14 protein-coding genes are annotated in these 16,018 nt (G+C 64.6%); 11 read left to right on the top strand and 3 right to left on the bottom strand.

Annotated features, from left to right (window positions below; all coding sequences use genetic code 11):
- Positions 1-55 precede the first annotated feature (55 nt).
- Positions 56-439 carry a winged helix-turn-helix transcriptional regulator gene (locus AC07NK_RS10890; protein WP_495170612.1) on the bottom strand — a complete coding sequence of 128 codons (384 nt, stop codon included), beginning with the start codon at positions 437-439 and terminating at the stop codon, positions 56-58.
- 96 nt (positions 440-535) lie between these two features.
- Between AC07NK_RS10890 and AC07NK_RS10895 the strand changes: the two genes are divergently transcribed.
- Complete coding sequence (locus AC07NK_RS10895; protein WP_495170613.1) at positions 536-1,111, top strand: FMN-dependent NADH-azoreductase; 576 nt, start codon at positions 536-538, stop codon at positions 1,109-1,111.
- Positions 1,112-1,160: 49 nt separating this feature from the next.
- Here the strand turns inward: AC07NK_RS10895 and clpA are convergent, their stop codons facing one another.
- Positions 1,161-3,485 carry an ATP-dependent Clp protease ATP-binding subunit ClpA gene (gene clpA, locus AC07NK_RS10900; RefSeq protein ID WP_495170614.1) on the bottom strand — a complete coding sequence of 775 codons (2,325 nt, stop codon included), beginning with the start codon at positions 3,483-3,485 and terminating at the stop codon, positions 1,161-1,163.
- 150 nt (positions 3,486-3,635) lie between these two features.
- Positions 3,636-3,830 carry a DUF1192 domain-containing protein gene (locus tag AC07NK_RS10905; protein WP_495170615.1) on the bottom strand — a complete coding sequence of 65 codons (195 nt, stop codon included), beginning with the start codon at positions 3,828-3,830 and terminating at the stop codon, positions 3,636-3,638.
- Positions 3,831-3,962: 132 nt separating this feature from the next.
- Here AC07NK_RS10905 and AC07NK_RS10910 point away from each other — a divergent pair, with 132 nt between their 5' ends.
- The 10 genes from AC07NK_RS10910 to metH all read left to right on the top strand — a co-directional run bounded on the left by AC07NK_RS10910 (position 3,963) and on the right by metH (position 15,924).
- The gene (locus AC07NK_RS10910; RefSeq protein ID WP_495170616.1) at positions 3,963-4,964 is read left to right on the top strand and encodes an NAD(P)H-quinone oxidoreductase; all 1,002 of its coding nucleotides are present in this window, start codon (positions 3,963-3,965) and stop codon (positions 4,962-4,964) included.
- Between the two features lie 140 nt (positions 4,965-5,104).
- Entirely contained in the window at positions 5,105-5,701 is a 597-nt protein-coding gene (locus tag AC07NK_RS10915) for an OB-fold-containig protein (RefSeq protein ID WP_495170617.1), read from the top strand.
- Positions 5,702-5,704: 3 nt separating this feature from the next.
- The gene (locus AC07NK_RS10920) at positions 5,705-7,408 is read left to right on the top strand and encodes a flotillin family protein (RefSeq protein WP_495170618.1); all 1,704 of its coding nucleotides are present in this window, start codon (positions 5,705-5,707) and stop codon (positions 7,406-7,408) included.
- The gene (locus tag AC07NK_RS10925) at positions 7,389-8,003 is read left to right on the top strand and encodes a glutathione S-transferase family protein (RefSeq protein WP_495170619.1); all 615 of its coding nucleotides are present in this window, start codon (positions 7,389-7,391) and stop codon (positions 8,001-8,003) included. Before AC07NK_RS10920 ends, AC07NK_RS10925 begins: the two co-directional genes overlap by 20 nt.
- A gap of 83 nt (positions 8,004-8,086) precedes the next feature.
- The gene (locus AC07NK_RS10930; RefSeq protein ID WP_495170620.1) at positions 8,087-8,974 is read left to right on the top strand and encodes a UDP-2,3-diacylglucosamine diphosphatase; all 888 of its coding nucleotides are present in this window, start codon (positions 8,087-8,089) and stop codon (positions 8,972-8,974) included.
- An 11-nt stretch (positions 8,975-8,985) separates the two neighbouring features.
- Complete coding sequence (locus AC07NK_RS10935) at positions 8,986-10,008, top strand: glycosyltransferase family 4 protein (protein WP_495171005.1); 1,023 nt, start codon at positions 8,986-8,988, stop codon at positions 10,006-10,008.
- Between the two features lie 288 nt (positions 10,009-10,296).
- Positions 10,297-11,256 (top strand): ArsR/SmtB family transcription factor, encoded by a 960-nt coding sequence (locus tag AC07NK_RS10940; RefSeq protein ID WP_495170621.1) that lies wholly within the window; start codon positions 10,297-10,299, stop codon positions 11,254-11,256.
- Positions 11,253-12,170, top strand: coding sequence for a methylenetetrahydrofolate reductase (gene metF, locus AC07NK_RS10945; RefSeq protein WP_495170622.1), 918 nt, complete (start codon positions 11,253-11,255; stop codon positions 12,168-12,170). Before AC07NK_RS10940 ends, metF begins: the two co-directional genes overlap by 4 nt.
- Positions 12,167-13,213, top strand: a complete 1,047-nt coding sequence (locus AC07NK_RS10950; RefSeq protein ID WP_495170623.1) for a homocysteine S-methyltransferase family protein — start codon at positions 12,167-12,169, stop codon at positions 13,211-13,213. The genes metF and AC07NK_RS10950 overlap by 4 nt, the downstream gene beginning before the upstream one ends.
- A gap of 107 nt (positions 13,214-13,320) precedes the next feature.
- Positions 13,321-15,924, top strand: coding sequence for a methionine synthase (gene metH, locus AC07NK_RS10955; protein ID WP_495170624.1), 2,604 nt, complete (start codon positions 13,321-13,323; stop codon positions 15,922-15,924).
- Positions 15,925-16,018 lie beyond the last annotated feature (94 nt).

A 16,018-nucleotide genomic window follows, 5' to 3' on the forward strand; every position in this document is an offset into this window, starting at 1 on the left:
CAACTGGTAAAGATAACGGTGCGTTAGGACCGATTCTTTCGCTTCGGATACCACCTCAACCATCGACGTGGCGGTCGTAACGGTCGCGATTGGCGTAGATGGCGGACTGGTTTCCTGCCGCCCAGGTGCCAAGCTGCATCACCGGCTCGGACAGCGAGTGGCCAAGATCGGTGAGCCGGTATTCGACCTGTGGCGGCACGGTCGGATGGACGGTGCGCGAAACCAGCCCGTCGCGTTCCAGCGCCTTGACCGTGCGCGTCAGCATCTGCTGCGAGATACCCTCGACCGCGCGCTTGAGCTCGTTGAACCGGTGTGGTCGCTGGTACAGCGTCATCACGACCAGCACCGTCCATTTGTCGCCGACGCGGGCGAGGATGCTGGAAATCGTCTGGCATTCGCGGCCACCGGGCGAATGGAGAATCAGGGAATTCGGGGTCATAAGCGTGTGACCTGGCCTCAAAAATATGCGTTCTTGGCGGTGATAGGGTAGGTACATAGTTGGTCCTGGTCACAAATCCAGACTGAGGACCTGACCATGAACCTGCTTCATCTCGACTCCAGCATCCAGGGCGAAGGCTCGGCCAGCCGTGCGGTTAGCGCCGCCGTCGTCGAACGGCTGCGCTCGGAGAATCCCGGCCTCGCGACCGTCTATCGCGATCTGGTCGCGCAACCGCTTCCGCACCTGACGCTTGATGTGCTGGCCGACCCTGCGGCGAATGCCGAATTGCAGGCCTTCCTCGCGGCGGACATCGTCGTGATCGGCGCCGGCTTCTACAATCTCAGCATCCCGAGCCAGCTCAAGGCGTGGCTCGACCGCGTCCTGATCGCCGGACAGACCTTCAGCTATGGACCTGACGGAGCGCAGGGGCTGGCCAACGGTAAGCGGGTGATCGTCGCGCTGGCCCGCGGCGGATTCTATGGCGAAGGCGCGCCCGGTGCGCTGCACGAACATGGCGAGACCTACCTTAAATCGGCGCTGGGCCTAATCGGGATCGTCCCCGAGTTCGTCGTCGCCGAGGGACTGGCGCTGGGTGAGGAGGCCCGTGAGGCAGCAATCTCGGCTGCATTGAGCGCGGCACGGGGGCTTGCGGGCAACGCAGTCGCGGCTTGAATGCGGGCCGCAAGCAAGAAGGGGCGGGAGTGATCCCGCCCCTTTTGGGTTACTTGGCCTTGGCGGTGACGGCCTTCTTGCCGCCGCCTTTTTTGGGCCGTTTGGGCGCTGCCGGGGTGATCGCGAAGGTCAGCGCGCCGTCCTTCAGCTTTACCTCGACCTCGCCGCCATGGACGAGCTTGCCGAACAGCAGTTCTTCGGCCAGCGGCTGCTTGATCTTCTCCTGAATGAGGCGGCCCATCGGGCGCGCGCCATAGAGCTTGTCGTAGCCGCGTTCGGTGAGCCATGCCTTCGCCGCATCATCGAGGCCGATATGCACGCCACGGTCGGCGAGCTGCAGCTCGAGCTGGAGGATGAACTTCTCCACCACGCGTTCGACCACCTTGGGCGGGAGATAGTCGAACGGCACGATCGCATCGAGGCGGTTGCGGAATTCGGGGGTGAAGAGCTTCTTCACCGCGTCTTCCTGAACGTCCTCGCGGCTCAACTCGCCGAAACCGATGCTCTCGCGCGCCATGTCGGACGCGCCGGCATTGGTCGTCATCACCAGAATGACGTTGCGGAAATCGACGGTCTTGCCGTGGTGATCGGTCAGCTTGCCGTTGTCCATCACCTGCAACAGGATGTTGAACAGATCCGGATGCGCCTTCTCGACCTCGTCGAGCAGCAGCACGCAATGCGGCTGCTGGTCGATCGCATCGGTGAGCAGGCCGCCCTGATCGTAACCGACATAGCCCGGAGGCGCGCCGATCAGGCGGCTGACCGAGTGGCGCTCCATATATTCGGACATGTCGAAGCGCTGGAGCGGGATGCCCAGCAATTCGGCGAGCTGCTTGGTCACTTCGGTCTTGCCGACACCGGTCGGGCCGGTGAACAGATAATTGCCGATCGGCTTCTCAGGGTCGCGCAGGCCGGCGCGGCTGAGCTTGATCGCGCTGGACAGCACCTCGATCGCCTTGTCCTGCCCGAACACGACGCGTTTGAGGTCGGTCTGGAGATTGGCGAGCGTCTTGGTGTCGTCGGTCGAGACCGATTTCGGCGGGATGCGCGCCATCGTCGCGATCACCGCCTCGATCTCTTTTGGAGTGATCGTCTTCTTGCGCTTGGACGGCGGCACCAGCATCTGCATCGCGCCGACTTCGTCGATCACGTCGATCGCCTTGTCGGGCAGTTTGCGGTCATTGATGTAGCGGCTCGACAGCTCGACCGCCGACTTGATCGCGTCGGGTGTGTATTTGACCTTGTGATGGTCCTCGAACGCGGTGCGCAGCCCGGCGAGGATCTTGATCGTATCCTCGATCGTCGGCTCGTTGACGTCGATCTTCTGGAACCGGCGCAGCAGTGCACGGTCCTTCTCGAAATGGTTGCGGAATTCCTTGTAGGTGGTCGAGCCGATGCAGCGGATCGAGCCGCCGGAAAGGGCCGGCTTGAGGAGGTTGGAGGCGTCCATCGCGCCGCCGCTGGTGGCGCCCGCGCCGATTACCGTGTGGATCTCGTCGATGAACAGCACCGCGTGCGGCAGCTTCTCCAGCTCCGACACGACCTGTTTCAGCCGCTCCTCGAAATCGCCGCGATAGCGGGTGCCGGCGAGCAGCGCGCCCATGTCGAGCGAGTAGATCACGGCTTCCTTGAGCACGTCGGGCACGTCGCCTTCGACGATCTTCCGCGCCAGGCCCTCGGCGATGGCGGTCTTGCCGACGCCCGGGTCACCCACATAGAGCGGGTTGTTCTTCGAGCGGCGGCACAGGATCTGGATGGTGCGGTCGACTTCGGGCCCGCGGCCGATCAGCGGATCGACCTTGCCGGCCTTGGCCTTCTCGTTGAGGTCGACGGTGAACTGCTTGAGCGCGCTCTCGCCCTTCTTGCCGCCTTCGTTCTTGGCCGGCTTCTCTTCCTCGATCGCGCCCTTGGGCGGCGAGGTGTCGGCGGGCGTCGAACCCTTGCCGACACCGTGGCTGATGAAGCTCACGGCATCGAGGCGGCTCATGTCCTGCTGCTGCAGGAAATAGACCGCGTAGCTCTCCCGCTCGCTGAACAGCGCGACCAGCACATTGGCGCCGGTCACCTCGTCGCGGCCCGAGGACTGGACGTGGAGGATCGCGCGCTGGACGACGCGCTGGAACCCGCTGGTGGGCGAGGGGTCGGTCGCCTGATCGACGCGAAGCGCCTGAAGCTCGGTGTCGAGATAGTGCGCGACCGTGGTCTTGATCTCGTCGAGATCGACGCCGCATGCGCTCATCACCTTCGAGGCATGCTCGTCGTCGACCAGCGCCAGCAGCAGATGCTCGAGCGTCGCATATTCGTGGCGGCGCGAGCTTGCGGCTTCGAGCGCACGGTGAAGGGTCGATTCCAGGGCGGAGGCGAAACTAGGCATTCGGATACAACTCCAGTCGGGCCATCAGACTATGCGGCCCGTCTTTTCCAATGTTGGAAGTGCGACCCATCCCATCAAGCTCTGCTGCATCAACCACTGCGAGCCTCGCACCGGAGTTCATGGCGTGACGCCCGATCTCCGGTCCTGCGCTCATCGCTTGAATAGAGCGTCAGCGCTTGCGCGATGGTTAACGGCGCGTTCCATCTTTTGCCGGCAACGCGCGATTTCCACTTCGAGCAGCTGGATGCGCTCGGCCAGTTCCTCGACCGAGAACGGGTCGAGGTCTTGCCGGGCGAGCTGCGCGGCGGGGTCGTCCTTGCGACGGGGAAGATCGGCCTCGTCCATTGCACTGCAGCGTCGGATGCCATTTGGCCAAAGTCAAGCGGCCCTGGCAGCATAAACTGGTGATAGATTAGGCGGTTGAAGCCTTGACGTCGTGGCTTCCGCACCCGATTCAAGGTGCCAAGGGGGAACAGCATGACGCGCGTGCCACAGCTTATGACGGCCATCGATCCGGAGGTGCCGGGCGGCCCTGAGGTGCTGACCCCGGTCCAGCGCCCGGTGCCGCAGCCGGGCGCGGGCGAGGTGCTGATCCGCGTCGCTGCGGCGGGGGTCAATCGCCCCGACGTCGTCCAGCGGCTGGGCGCCTATCCGCCGCCGCCGGGGGTGACGAGCATTCCGGGGCTTGAGGTTGCGGGCGAAGTCGTCGCGCTCGGCGCGGGGGTTCCGCCCGAACTGATGCACCAGCGTGTCTGCGCGCTGATCGCGGGCGGCGGCTATGCCGACTATGCCGTCGCGCCCGCCGTCCAGTGCCTGACGGTGCCGGATGCGCTGACGCTGGTCGAGGCGGCCGCGATGCCGGAGACGCTCTTCACCGTGTGGACCAATCTCTTCGAGCGCGGCTACGCGACCGAGGGCGAGACGGTGCTGGTGCACGGTGGCACCAGCGGGATCGGTACGATGGCGATTTCGTTGTGCAAGCTGTTCGGCGTCAAGGTGATCGTGACCGCGGGCAGTGACGACAAGGTCGCCGCCTGTCTGGCGCACGGCGCCGATCATGCGATCAACTACAAGACCGAGGACTTCGTCGCGCGCGTCAGGGACCTGACCGAGGGGCGCGGCGTGAATGTGGTGCTCGACATGGTCGGGGGCGATTATGTCGCACGCAACATCAAGTGCATGGCCGATGATGCGCGCCACGTCTCGATCGCGGCACAGGGCGGGATGCAGGCGACCGTTCCGGTGTTCGAGATCATGCGCCGCCGCCTGACGCTGACCGGATCGACGCTGCGCGCGCGCGACGTGGCGTTCAAGGGGCTGGTCGCGGACGAACTGTCGCGCAACGTGTGGCCGCACGTCGAAGCGGGGAGGCTGAAGCCGGTGATCGACCGGACCTTCCCGCTCGCTGAGGCTGCTGATGCGCACCGCCATATGGAAAGCGGCGCGCATATGGGGAAGATCGTGCTGGTGAACGCCTGATCGGCGAGCCGCCGGGATCGGGAACCGCCCGATCGCGCGTCGGGATTGCCTCTTCGACGATGGTCCGGATCCGGGGGGGCCGGATTCGCTGGAACCCCCGATGACGAGCACCTAGACTATCCGGCGAATCGGGGGGTGAGGTGATCGCGTTTCTTCTGGCTGCGGAAAATATCGTTTTCGTTTCCGCGCTGATTCTCATGCTCCTGCTTGGGGCCGTGCAGGCGGTCGGGCTGGGCACCGATGCCGATTTCGACGCGCCTGACTGGCTCGACTGGATGGGGCTGGGCCGCGTGCCGCTGCTGGTGATGCTGGTGTTGCTGCTCGCTGCATTCGGGCTGATCGGGCTGATCGGCCAACAGATCGCGCATGATTTCGCCGGAACGCTGCTGCCGTGGTGGATCGCTATTCCGGTCGCCGGCGGGATCGCGCTGCCGGCTGCGGGGTTTGCTGCGCGCGTGTTGGCGCCGGTGCTGCCGCAGGATCACACGACCGCGATCAATGTTGACGGGCTGGTCGGCGAGAGCGCCGATATCGTCACCGGCCGTGCCGCGCAGGGTTCACCCGCGCGCGGCCGCGTCGAGGACTGGCATGGCCAGACGCATTACGTGATGATCGAGCCGGACAATCCCGGCCAGATTTTCGAGGAAGGTGAGCGCGTGCTGCTGGTGCGGCGCGAGGACGACATCTTCCGGGCAATCGCACGCGGCGATCATCATCTGCCGCGATTGGGGGACTAGGGTATGCAAGACGTGGTGACGACGGGCGGATCGATCCTCCCTTATGTGATCTATGCGGGCGGCGGGCTGCTGACGCTGCTGGTGATCGGGCTGGTGATCGCGCGGCTGTACAAGCGCGCGTCGAAGGAGATCGGCTTCGTCCGCACCGGCTTCGGCGGCGAGAAGGTCGTAATCAACGGCGGCGCGCTGGTGCTGCCGGTGTTCCATGAGACGATGCCGGTCAACATGAATACCGTGCGGCTCGCGGTCGAGCGCAAGAATGCGGACGCGCTGATCACGCTCGACCGGCTGCGCATCGACGTGAAGGCTGAGTTCTACGTGCGCGTGAAGCCCGATGCGCAGTCGATCGCGATCGCCGCACAGACGCTGGGCCTGCGCACGATGAATCCCGAAGCGCTCAAGGAGCTGGTCGAGGGCAAGTTCGTCGACGCCTTGCGCTCGGTCGCTGCGGGGATGACGATGGCGCAACTGCACGAGCAGCGCGCCGAGTTCGTGCAGAAGGTGCAGCAGGTGTCGTCGGTCGACCTTGCGATGAACGGGCTCGAGCTGGAGAGCGTGTCGCTGACCGGGCTCGACCAGACCTCGATCGAGCATTTCAACGCCAACAACGCCTTCGACGCCGAGGGCCTGACCAAGCTCACCGAGCAGATCGAGCTGCGCAAAAAAGCGCGCAACGACATCGAGCAGGACACCCGCGTCCAGATCGAGACCAAGAATCTGGAGGCGCAGCGCGCGTCGTTCCTGATCAGCCGCGACACCGAATTCGCCCGGCTGGAGCAGGAGCGCGAGGTTGAGATGCGCCGCGCGGTGCAGGGCGCCGAAGTCGCGCGTGAGCAATCGCTGCGTCAGCAGGAGGCCGATCAGGCCAAGATCGAGGCGAAGAAGCTGGTCGACAGCCAGCAGATCGAAGCCGATCGCGCGGTGCAGGAAGCGAAGATCGCGCAGACCCAGGCGCTCGAGCTTGCGCGCCAGGAACAGCAGATCGCGGTGCAGAACAAGAGCCGTGAGGAAAGTCAGGCCAAGGCAGAGGCCGACGAAGCGCGCGCCAAGGCGGTCGCCGCCGAGGAGCAGGTCGTCACCTCGCGTGAGACCGAGATCGCGGAGCGTACCAAGCGCATCGAGCTGATCGACGCAGCGCGCGAAGCCGAGCGGGCCGCGATCGGGATCAAGGTACAGGCCGAAGCCGAGAAACAGGCTGCCGCCGACCGCGCCGAGGCTATGCGCCAGACCGCCGAAGGCGAGGCCGAAGCGGCCAAGCTGCGTGCCGAGGCGGACCGGGTCCGGTTCGAGGTTGAAGCTGCGGGCCAGCGCGCGGTGAACGAGGCGGCGAACCTGCTGTCCTCGGGCCAGATCTCGCTCCAGACCAAGCTCGCCTTGCTCAAGGTGCTGCCCGAGGTGATCCGCGAGGCGGCCAAGCCGATGGAAGCGATCGACAGCATCAAGATCGTCCAGGTCGACGGGCTGACGACGAGCGGGGGCGGCGCACCGGGCGCCGCGGGGGCCGGCTCGGGCGACGGCAACCTTGCCGATGCCGCGGTCGCGGCGGCGCTGCGCTATCGTGCGCAGGCGCCGATGCTCGACGGGCTGATGAAGGAACTGGGGTTCGACGGCGGATCGCTCGACGGCCTTGCCCGGGCCGCTGTTGCCGAGGCGCCGATCATCGCGACACCCAGGACGGAGAAAGCCGATGACGCTGACCCTGCATGAATATGCCGCGTCGGGGAATTGCTACAAGATCCGGCTCGCCGCGGCGCTGGCGGGCAGGGCGCTCGAACGTCGCGAGTACGACATCCTCAAGGGTGAGACGCGGACCGAAGCGTTCCTGACGAACGTCAATGCGAACGGGCGTATCCCGGTGCTGCAGGACGGGGATCGCTTCCTGCCCGAAAGCAACGCTGCGGCCTTCTATGTCGCCGACGGTACGGACCTGATCCCCGCCGATCCGTTCGATCGCGCGGACATGCTGCGCTGGATGTTCTGGGAACAGTATAACCACGAACCCAATATCGCGACCGTGCGTTTCTGGATGGGCTGGGTCGGTGAGGAGAATCTCTCCGACCTCCAGCGCGCTCTGCTGCCGGGCAAGCGCGACGGCGGCGACGCCGCGCTCAAGCTGATGGATGAGCATCTGGCGAGCCGCGACTGGTTGGTGGGCGACCGGCCGAGCGTCGCCGACATCTGCCTTTACGCCTATACCCATGTCGCTGAGCAGGGCGGGTTCGAACTGTCGCCCTGGCCGGCGGTGCGGGCATGGATCGCACGGATCGAGCAGCTGAAAGGCTATATTCCCATCACCGCGTGACAGCGCGATGACGCTGGAACGCACGCCACTGTAACATTCGACAGCCATTAGCGCCCCGGACAAGGACTTGTTGCGGGGCGCATATGGCCACGATCACTCGGCTTCCGTTCGACGGACACGTCGCCGATCTCGCGGATTTCACGGCCGCCAACCCGGCGATCCCCGAACGGGTGATCGGCGGGCGCCAGCAGTATCGCACGATCTGGATTTCGGACATCCATCTCGGCACGCGCGGCTGCAATGCAGAGATGCTGATCGACTTCCTCGATCATGTCGACAGCGACACAATCTATCTGGTCGGCGACATCATCGACATCTGGCAGCTCAAGAAGAAATTCTACTGGCCGGCGGCGCACAACGACATCGTCTGGCGCATCCTCAAGCGTGCCAAGCGCGGCAGCCGGGTGATCTATGTCCCGGGCAATCACGACGAGATTTTCCGCCAGTTCACCGGGCTGAATTTCGGCGGGGTCGAAATCAAGCGCCAGGCGATCCACCAGACCGCCGATGGCCGGCGCCTGCTCGTGCTGCACGGCGATGAGTTTGACGCGATTACCATGTCGCACCGCTGGCTCGCCCATCTTGGGGATGCCGCCTACACCGCGGTGATGGCGCTCAACCGCTGGTGCAACAAATACCGGCGCTGGCGTGGGCTGCCCTATTGGTCGCTGAGCAAGCACGCCAAGCAGAAGGTCAAGAACGCGGTCGAATTCATCTGCGGTTTTGAGGAAATCGTTGCCAAGGAGGCAGGTGCGCGAGGCGTCGATGGCGTGATCGCCGGGCATATCCATACCGCCGAGATGCGCAATATCGACGGAATCGACTATTATAACGACGGCGATTGGGTGGAGGGTTGCACCGCGCTGGTCGAGCACTACGATGGCCGGATGGAAATTCTCCATTGGGCCGACGAGATCGCAACACGCGAGCCTCTCGACCCGCAACGGGTCGAGGCGCTGGCGGCAGCTTGATCGAGGAAGAGATGCGGATCGCGATCGTGACCGACGCCTGGGAGCCCCAGGTGAACGGTGTCGTCCGTACGCTTCAGTCGGTGCGCAAGGTGCTCGAGGGGCAGGGGCACAAGGTGCTCGTGATCTCGCCCGACCTCTTCTACTCGGTGCCGTGCCCGACCTATCCCGAGATCCGGCTCGCGATGGTGCGCAGCCGGACGATCGGCGATCTGCTCGACGATTTCTCCCCGCACGCGGTGCATCTCGCCACCGAGGGGCCAGTGTGTGTCGCGGCGCGGCGCTGGTGCCTGCGTCACGATTTCCCCTTCACCACCGCCTATCACACGCAGTTCCCCGACTATGTCGAGGCGCGTTCGGGCGTGCCGGCGGAATGGGTGTGGCGCTATATCCGCTGGTTCCACGCGCCGGCGCAGTCGATCCTCGCGTCCACGCCGTCGATCCGGCGGGCGCTGGTCGATCATGGCCTGACGCAGGTTCGGCATTGGGGGCGGGGCGTAGACCTTGCCAGTTTCCGGCCGGGGCTTGAACCGCATCCGGTGATGGCCGCGCTGGAGGGGCCGGTGCAGCTCTATGTCGGGCGCGTTGCGATCGAGAAGAACCTTGAGGCATTCCTTGCCTCGAAGCATCCAGGCACCAAGGTCGTTATCGGCGAAGGCCCGGCGCGCGCGGCGCTGGCGGCCAAATATCCGCAGGCGCGCTTCCTTGGCCCGATGTTCGGGGCAGAGCTGGCGAGTGCCTATGCCGCCGCGGACGTCTTCGTCTTTCCGAGCAAGACCGACACGTTCGGGCTGGTGATGATCGAAGCGCTGGCGTGCGGCACGCCGGTCGCCGCCTATCCGGTGACCGGACCGGTCGATATTCTGACGCCCGAGACCGGGGCGATGGACGAGGATCTCGACGTCGCGATCGCCGGGGCGCTGATGAAGGACCGTGTGGTCTGCGCCGACTATGGCCGCAGCTTCACCTGGGAGGCGAGCGCGCACCAGTTCCTGATGGCGCTGGTCCCGATCATCGAGGAAGCCCGCGCGGCCTGAGTGGCGTTAGCCGCCGTCTCGTCCCTGTACCTGATTGTCCCGCACGTTCGGCACGGGCGCCGGGTCGTCCGGCTTGCGCTTGGTGAGTGACTTGCGCGGCTTCGCTTTGGCGGGTGGCGGCACTTCATTCTTTCGCGCGGGCATGAAATGCTTCCCCTCTAAAATCTGCAAAATGCGATATATGCGTTCACATAGTAGGGCTTAACGGGTTACGGGCGGTCGTCGATCCCGCATCGGCACCTTCTCGTCATTGACCTGATATAAAGATATCTTTATATCTATAACCCCATGAAGATCGCTCTCGAAATCTTCCGCGCGCTCGCGGACTCAACGCGGCTGCGCATCCTGTCGCTGCTACGTTCAATGGAGCTGAGCGTGGGCGAGCTGGCGCAGGTGCTCGGACAGAGTCAGCCACGCGTCTCGCGGCATGTGAAAATCCTGTGCGACGCAGGCCTCGCCGAGCGGCGCAAGGAGGGAAGCTGGGTGTTCGTCGCTCTGGGCGATGATCGCCACGTTACGCCGGTTCTGGCCGCGCTCGACGCCTGGTCGGCGGACGATGCCGATCACTGGGCGGTGGCGGACAGCGCGCGGTTGGCGGCAGTGCGTGCCGATCGTGCCGCGGCGGCCGAGGAATGGTTCGAAATGCACGCCGGTGAATGGGATGCGATCCGCTCGCTCCATGTCGCCGAAGAACAGGTCGAAGCGGCGATGGCCACGGCGCTCGGCGATGCGCCGATCGATCGGCTGATCGATATCGGTACCGGCACCGGGCGGATGCTCGAGCTGTTCGCGCCGCGGGCGACTAGCGCTTTGGGCATCGACCGCAGTTCGGAGATGCTGCGGCTGGCGCGCACCAAACTGTCGGGACAGGGGCTCGCCAACGCCGAACTTCGGCAGGCGGACCTCTACGCGCTGCCGATGGCGGATGATGAGGCGGATGCGGCGATCCTGCACCATGTTCTGCACTTCGCGCAGCAACCCGGCGCGGCGATCCGTGAGGCGGCGCGCGTATTAGGTGACGGCGGGCGGCTGCTGATCGCAGACTTCGCGCCGCATGATCGCGAGGAACTGCGCCAGCGCGAGGGACATGTGCGCCTCGGCTTCTCCGACGAGCAGATGCTCGGCTGGTTCGAGGCCGCGGATCTGGCGCCGGTGAAGACTGAGACGCTCGAGGGCGGCGAATTGACGGTGAAATTGTGGCTGGCACGCAAGATGGGCCAGCCTCTTGGGAAAGTGAAGGCAGCATGAGTTTGGTTCTGGACCCCGGCGCGCCGCTGTTTGCGGACGTGGCTGGCGATATCGACGTCAGTTTCGAATTCTTCCCCCCGAAGACGGAGAAGATGGAAGAGACGTTGTGGGAGTCGATCCAGACGCTCTCGCCACTGGGGCCGCGCTTCGTCAGCGTCACCTATGGCGCCGGCGGTTCAACGCGCGAGCGCACGCACAACACCGTCGCCCGCATCGCACGCGAAACGCCGATCGCCGCTGCTGCGCATTTGACCTGTGTCGAGGCGACGCGCGAGGAGATCGACGCGGTTGCTGAGGAATATTGGGCAGCAGGCGTCCGCCACATCGTCGCACTGCGTGGCGATCCGCCGACGGCGGGCTCGAAGTTCGTGTCGCCGGTCGGTGGGTATGAGAATGCCGCTGCGCTCGTCGCGGGCCTGCGCAAGCTGCATCCGTTCGAGATTTCGGTCGCGGCGTATCCGGAGTGCCACCCGGACTCGCCCGACGCTGCGCACGATCTCGATAACCTCAAGCGCAAGATCGATGCCGGCGCCAACCGCGCGATCACGCAGTTCTTCTTTGAGCCCGAGACGTTCCTGCGCTTTCGCGATCAGGTCGCGGCGGCGGGGATCGACGCTGAGATCGTACCGGGCATCATGCCGGTGATGAGCTTTGCCGCTGTGCAGAAAATGTCGGCGATGTGCGGTACTGCGGTGCCGGGATGGATGGCGCGGCTGTTCGACGGGCTGGACGATCATCCGGCGGCGCGGCAGCTGGTGTCCGCAACGCTGGCGGCTGAACTTTGCCGCAAACTCTATGCAGGTGGGGTGCGACAGTTCCACTTCTATACGCTCAACCGTGCGGAACTCAGCTACGCGATCTGCCATCTGCTGGGCGTGCGCCCGCAGGACCTGAGTGGGGAGAAGGCGGCATGACCGCGCGCGAAAGGCTGATGGCGGAAGCCGCCAAGCGCATTCTGATGACTGACGGCGCGTTCGGGACCGAGATCCAGAACTGGAAGCTGGCCGAAGCGGATTATGCCGGCACGCTGGGGCTCGGCCACGACCAGAAGGGCAACAACGACATTCTGGCGATCACCAAGCCCGAGGTGCCGGAGACGATCACCCGCGAGTATCTGGAGGCGGGATCGGATATCGTTTCGACCAACACCTTCTCGGCAAACCTGATCAGTCAGGCCGATTATGGCGCCGAGCATCTGGTCAGGGAGATCAACATCGCCTCTGCCCAGATCGCGCGGCGCTGCGCCGATGAGTATGAAGCGCGCGACGGACGTCCGCGCTTCGTGGCGGGGGCGATCGGGCCGACCAACAAGACGCTGTCGTTGTCGCCGGATGTCAACGATCCCGGCTATCGCGAGATCGACTTCGACTATCTCAAGGACGTGTATCGCGACCAGATCGACGCCCTGGTCGAAGGCGGGGCGGACTTCATTCTGATCGAGACGGTGTTCGACACGCTCAACGCCAAGGCCGGAATCAAGGCTGCGATCGAAGCGGGCGAGGCGCTGGGCCGCGATCTGCCGATCATGATGTCGATGACCCTGACCGACCTGTCGGGCCGCAACCTGTCGGGCCATACGGTGGAGGCTTTCTGGCACGCGGTGCGGCATGCGCGGCCGATCACGATCGGACTGAACTGCTCGTTCGGTGCCGAGCAGTTGCGGCCGCATGTGAAGACACTGTCGGCACTCTGCGACACGCTGATCATGGTCTATCCCAATGCGGGCCTGCCCAACGAACTCGGCGCCTATGATGAGGCGCCGGCGACGACCGCGGGGCTGGTTGGTGAATGGGCCGAGCAGGCACAGGTCAATGTGCTGGGCGGCTGCTGCGGCTCGACCCCGGCGCATATCAAGGCGATCGCCGATGCGGTTGCTGGATTGCCGCCGCGTGCGATCCCGGTGCCCGAAGTGCGGACGCGGCTCGCCGGACTCGAGCCGTTCACGATGGCTGCCTGACCAACCGCCGTTCGCCCTGAGCTTGTCGAAGGGCCGAATTTTACTTCGAAGAAGATAGGGCTGGGCTTCGACAGGCTCAGCCCGAACGGAATTGAGCTGATATCCAGATGACCACCACCAACTCCTCCACCGCCTTCGTCAACATCGGCGAGCGCACCAACGTCACCGGATCGGCGCGCTTCAAGAAGCTGATCATGGCGGGCGACTATACTGCCGCGATCGAGGTCGCGCTGCAGCAGGTGGAGAGCGGCGCGCAGGTGCTCGACGTCAACATGGACGAAGGCCTGCTCGACGCGCACGAAGCAATGACGACCTTCCTGAAGCTGATTCAGGCAGAGCCGGACATTGCGCGCATCCCGGTCATGGTCGACAGCTCGAAATGGGACGTGATCGAGGCGGGGCTGAAGTGCGTTTCGGGCAAGCCGATCGTCAATTCGATCAGCATGAAGGAAGGCGTCGACCAGTTCCTCGAGCATGCCCGCAAGTGCATGGCCTATGGCGCCGCCGTGGTGGTGATGGCGTTCGATGAGGTCGGGCAAGCGGACACGCAGGCGCGGAAGGTCGAGATCTGCGAGCGCGCCTACAAGCTGCTCGTTGGTATCGGCTTCCCGCCCGAAGATATCATCTTCGATCCCAATGTGTTCGCGGTTGCGACGGGGATCGAGGAGCATAACAATTACGGCGTCGACTTCATCGAGGCGTGCCGCGAGATCAAGGCGCGCTGCCCGCACGTTCATATCTCGGGCGGCCTGTCGAACCTGTCCTTCTCGTTCCGTGGCAACGAGCCGGTGCGCAAGGCGATGCACTCGGTGTTCCTCTATCACGCGATTCCTGCGGGCATGGACATGGCGATCGTCAACGCCGGCCAGCTCGACGTCTATGACCAGATCGAACCCGAACTGCGCACCGCGTGCGAGGATGTCATCCTCAATCGAGATCCCGAAGCGGGGGACCGGCTGGTCGCGCTCGCCGAGAAGTTCCGCGGCACCGATGCGGTGGCCGAGAAGCAGGCGGCGGAATGGCGCGGCTGGGTGGTCGAGAAGCGGCTCGAGCATGCGCTCGTCAAGGGCATCGACCAATATGTGGTCGAGGATACCGAGGAGTGCCGCCAAAAGGCTGCGCGCCCGATCGAAGTGATCGAAGGCCCGCTGATGGACGGGATGAACGTCGTCGGCGACCTGTTCGGGTCGGGCAAGATGTTCCTGCCGCAGGTGGTGAAGTCCGCGCGCGTCATGAAGAAGGCAGTCGCACATCTGCTGCCCTTCATCGAGGCCTCGAAGGAGCCGGGCTCTAAAGGCAAGGGCAAGGTCGTGATGGCGACCGTGAAGGGTGACGTCCACGATATCGGCAAGAACATCGTCGGCGTGGTCCTGCAGTGCAACGGCTTTGAGGTGGTCGATCTGGGGGTGATGGTTCCCTGGTCGAAGATCCTCGAGGCGGCGAACGAGAATGACGCCGACATGATCGGTCTCTCCGGCCTGATCACCCCCTCGCTCGACGAGATGGTGACGGTCGCCGAGGAGATGAAGCGCGCACGGATGACGATGCCGCTGCTGATCGGTGGTGCGACGACGAGCAAGGTGCACACCGCGCTGCGGATCGCGCCGGCCTATGACGGCCCGGTGGTCCATGTGCTCGACGCGAGCCGTGCGGTGGGCGTAGCGACGACGCTCGTCTCCGACACCATCCGCGACGACTATGTTGCGAAGGTTGCCGGGGAATATGAGGCGGTGCGGATCGCCCGCGCCAACAAGGGCCAGAGCGAGCTGGTGCCGATCGCGGTCGCGCGCGACAATGCGTTCGATGCGGACATGAGCTTGAAGCCGGGCAAGCCGCGCATGCCCGGCGTGCACAATTTCCCCGATTGGGACCTCAAGGACCTGCGTCAGTATATCGACTGGACGCCGTTCTTCCGCGCTTGGGAACTGGCGGGCAATTATCCCGCCATCCTGACGGACAAGGTGGTCGGCGAAAGTGCGACGTCGCTGTTCGCCGATGCGCAGAACATGCTCGACCGTATCGTCGAGGAAAAGTGGCTGACCGCGCGTGGCGTTGCCGGCCTGTGGCCGTGCCGCCGTGACGGCGACGACATCATCGTTCACATCGAGGACGAGACGCACGTCACCCTCCCGATGCTGCGCCAGCAGATCCAGAAGCGCGAGGGCCGCGCCAACATGTGTCTTGCCGATTTCATCGACCGGCAGGGTGACTGGATCGGCGGCTTTGCGGTCGGCATTCACGGCATCGAGCCGCATCTCGCGCGCTTCAAGAACGCGATCGACGACTATTCGGACATCCTGCTCAAGGCGCTGGCCGACCGTCTGGCCGAGGCGTTCGCCGAGCGGCTGCACCATTATGTCCGAACGGCTTTGTGGGGCTATTCCGAGGGTGAGCAGCTCACCAATGAGGCGCTGATCAAGGAAGAGTATCGCGGCATTCGCCCGGCGCCGGGCTATCCCGCGTGCCCTGAGCATAGTCTGAAGCCGATCCTGTTCGAGATGCTCGACGCGCACAAGCGCACCGGCATCAGCCTGACGGAGAGCTTCGCGATGCTGCCCACCGCGGCGGTGAGCGGCTTTTACTTCGGGCACCCGCAGGCCGAGTATTTCGGCGTGGCCCGCGTCGGCCGCGACCAGCTCGAAGAATATGCCAAACGCCGCGGTGTGAGCATCGAGCAGGCGGAGCGCTGGTTGCGGCCCAATCTCGACTAAAAACCGCTCCCCCAAATCCCGGTTGCGTGACTCGTAAATCGAGTGATAGCGTTGCCATTGGGCAGGACCAATGAGTCCAATTTGGCCCAATTGG

It is taken from the genome of Sphingomonas sp. GW821-FHT09B04 (assembly GCF_059418285.1).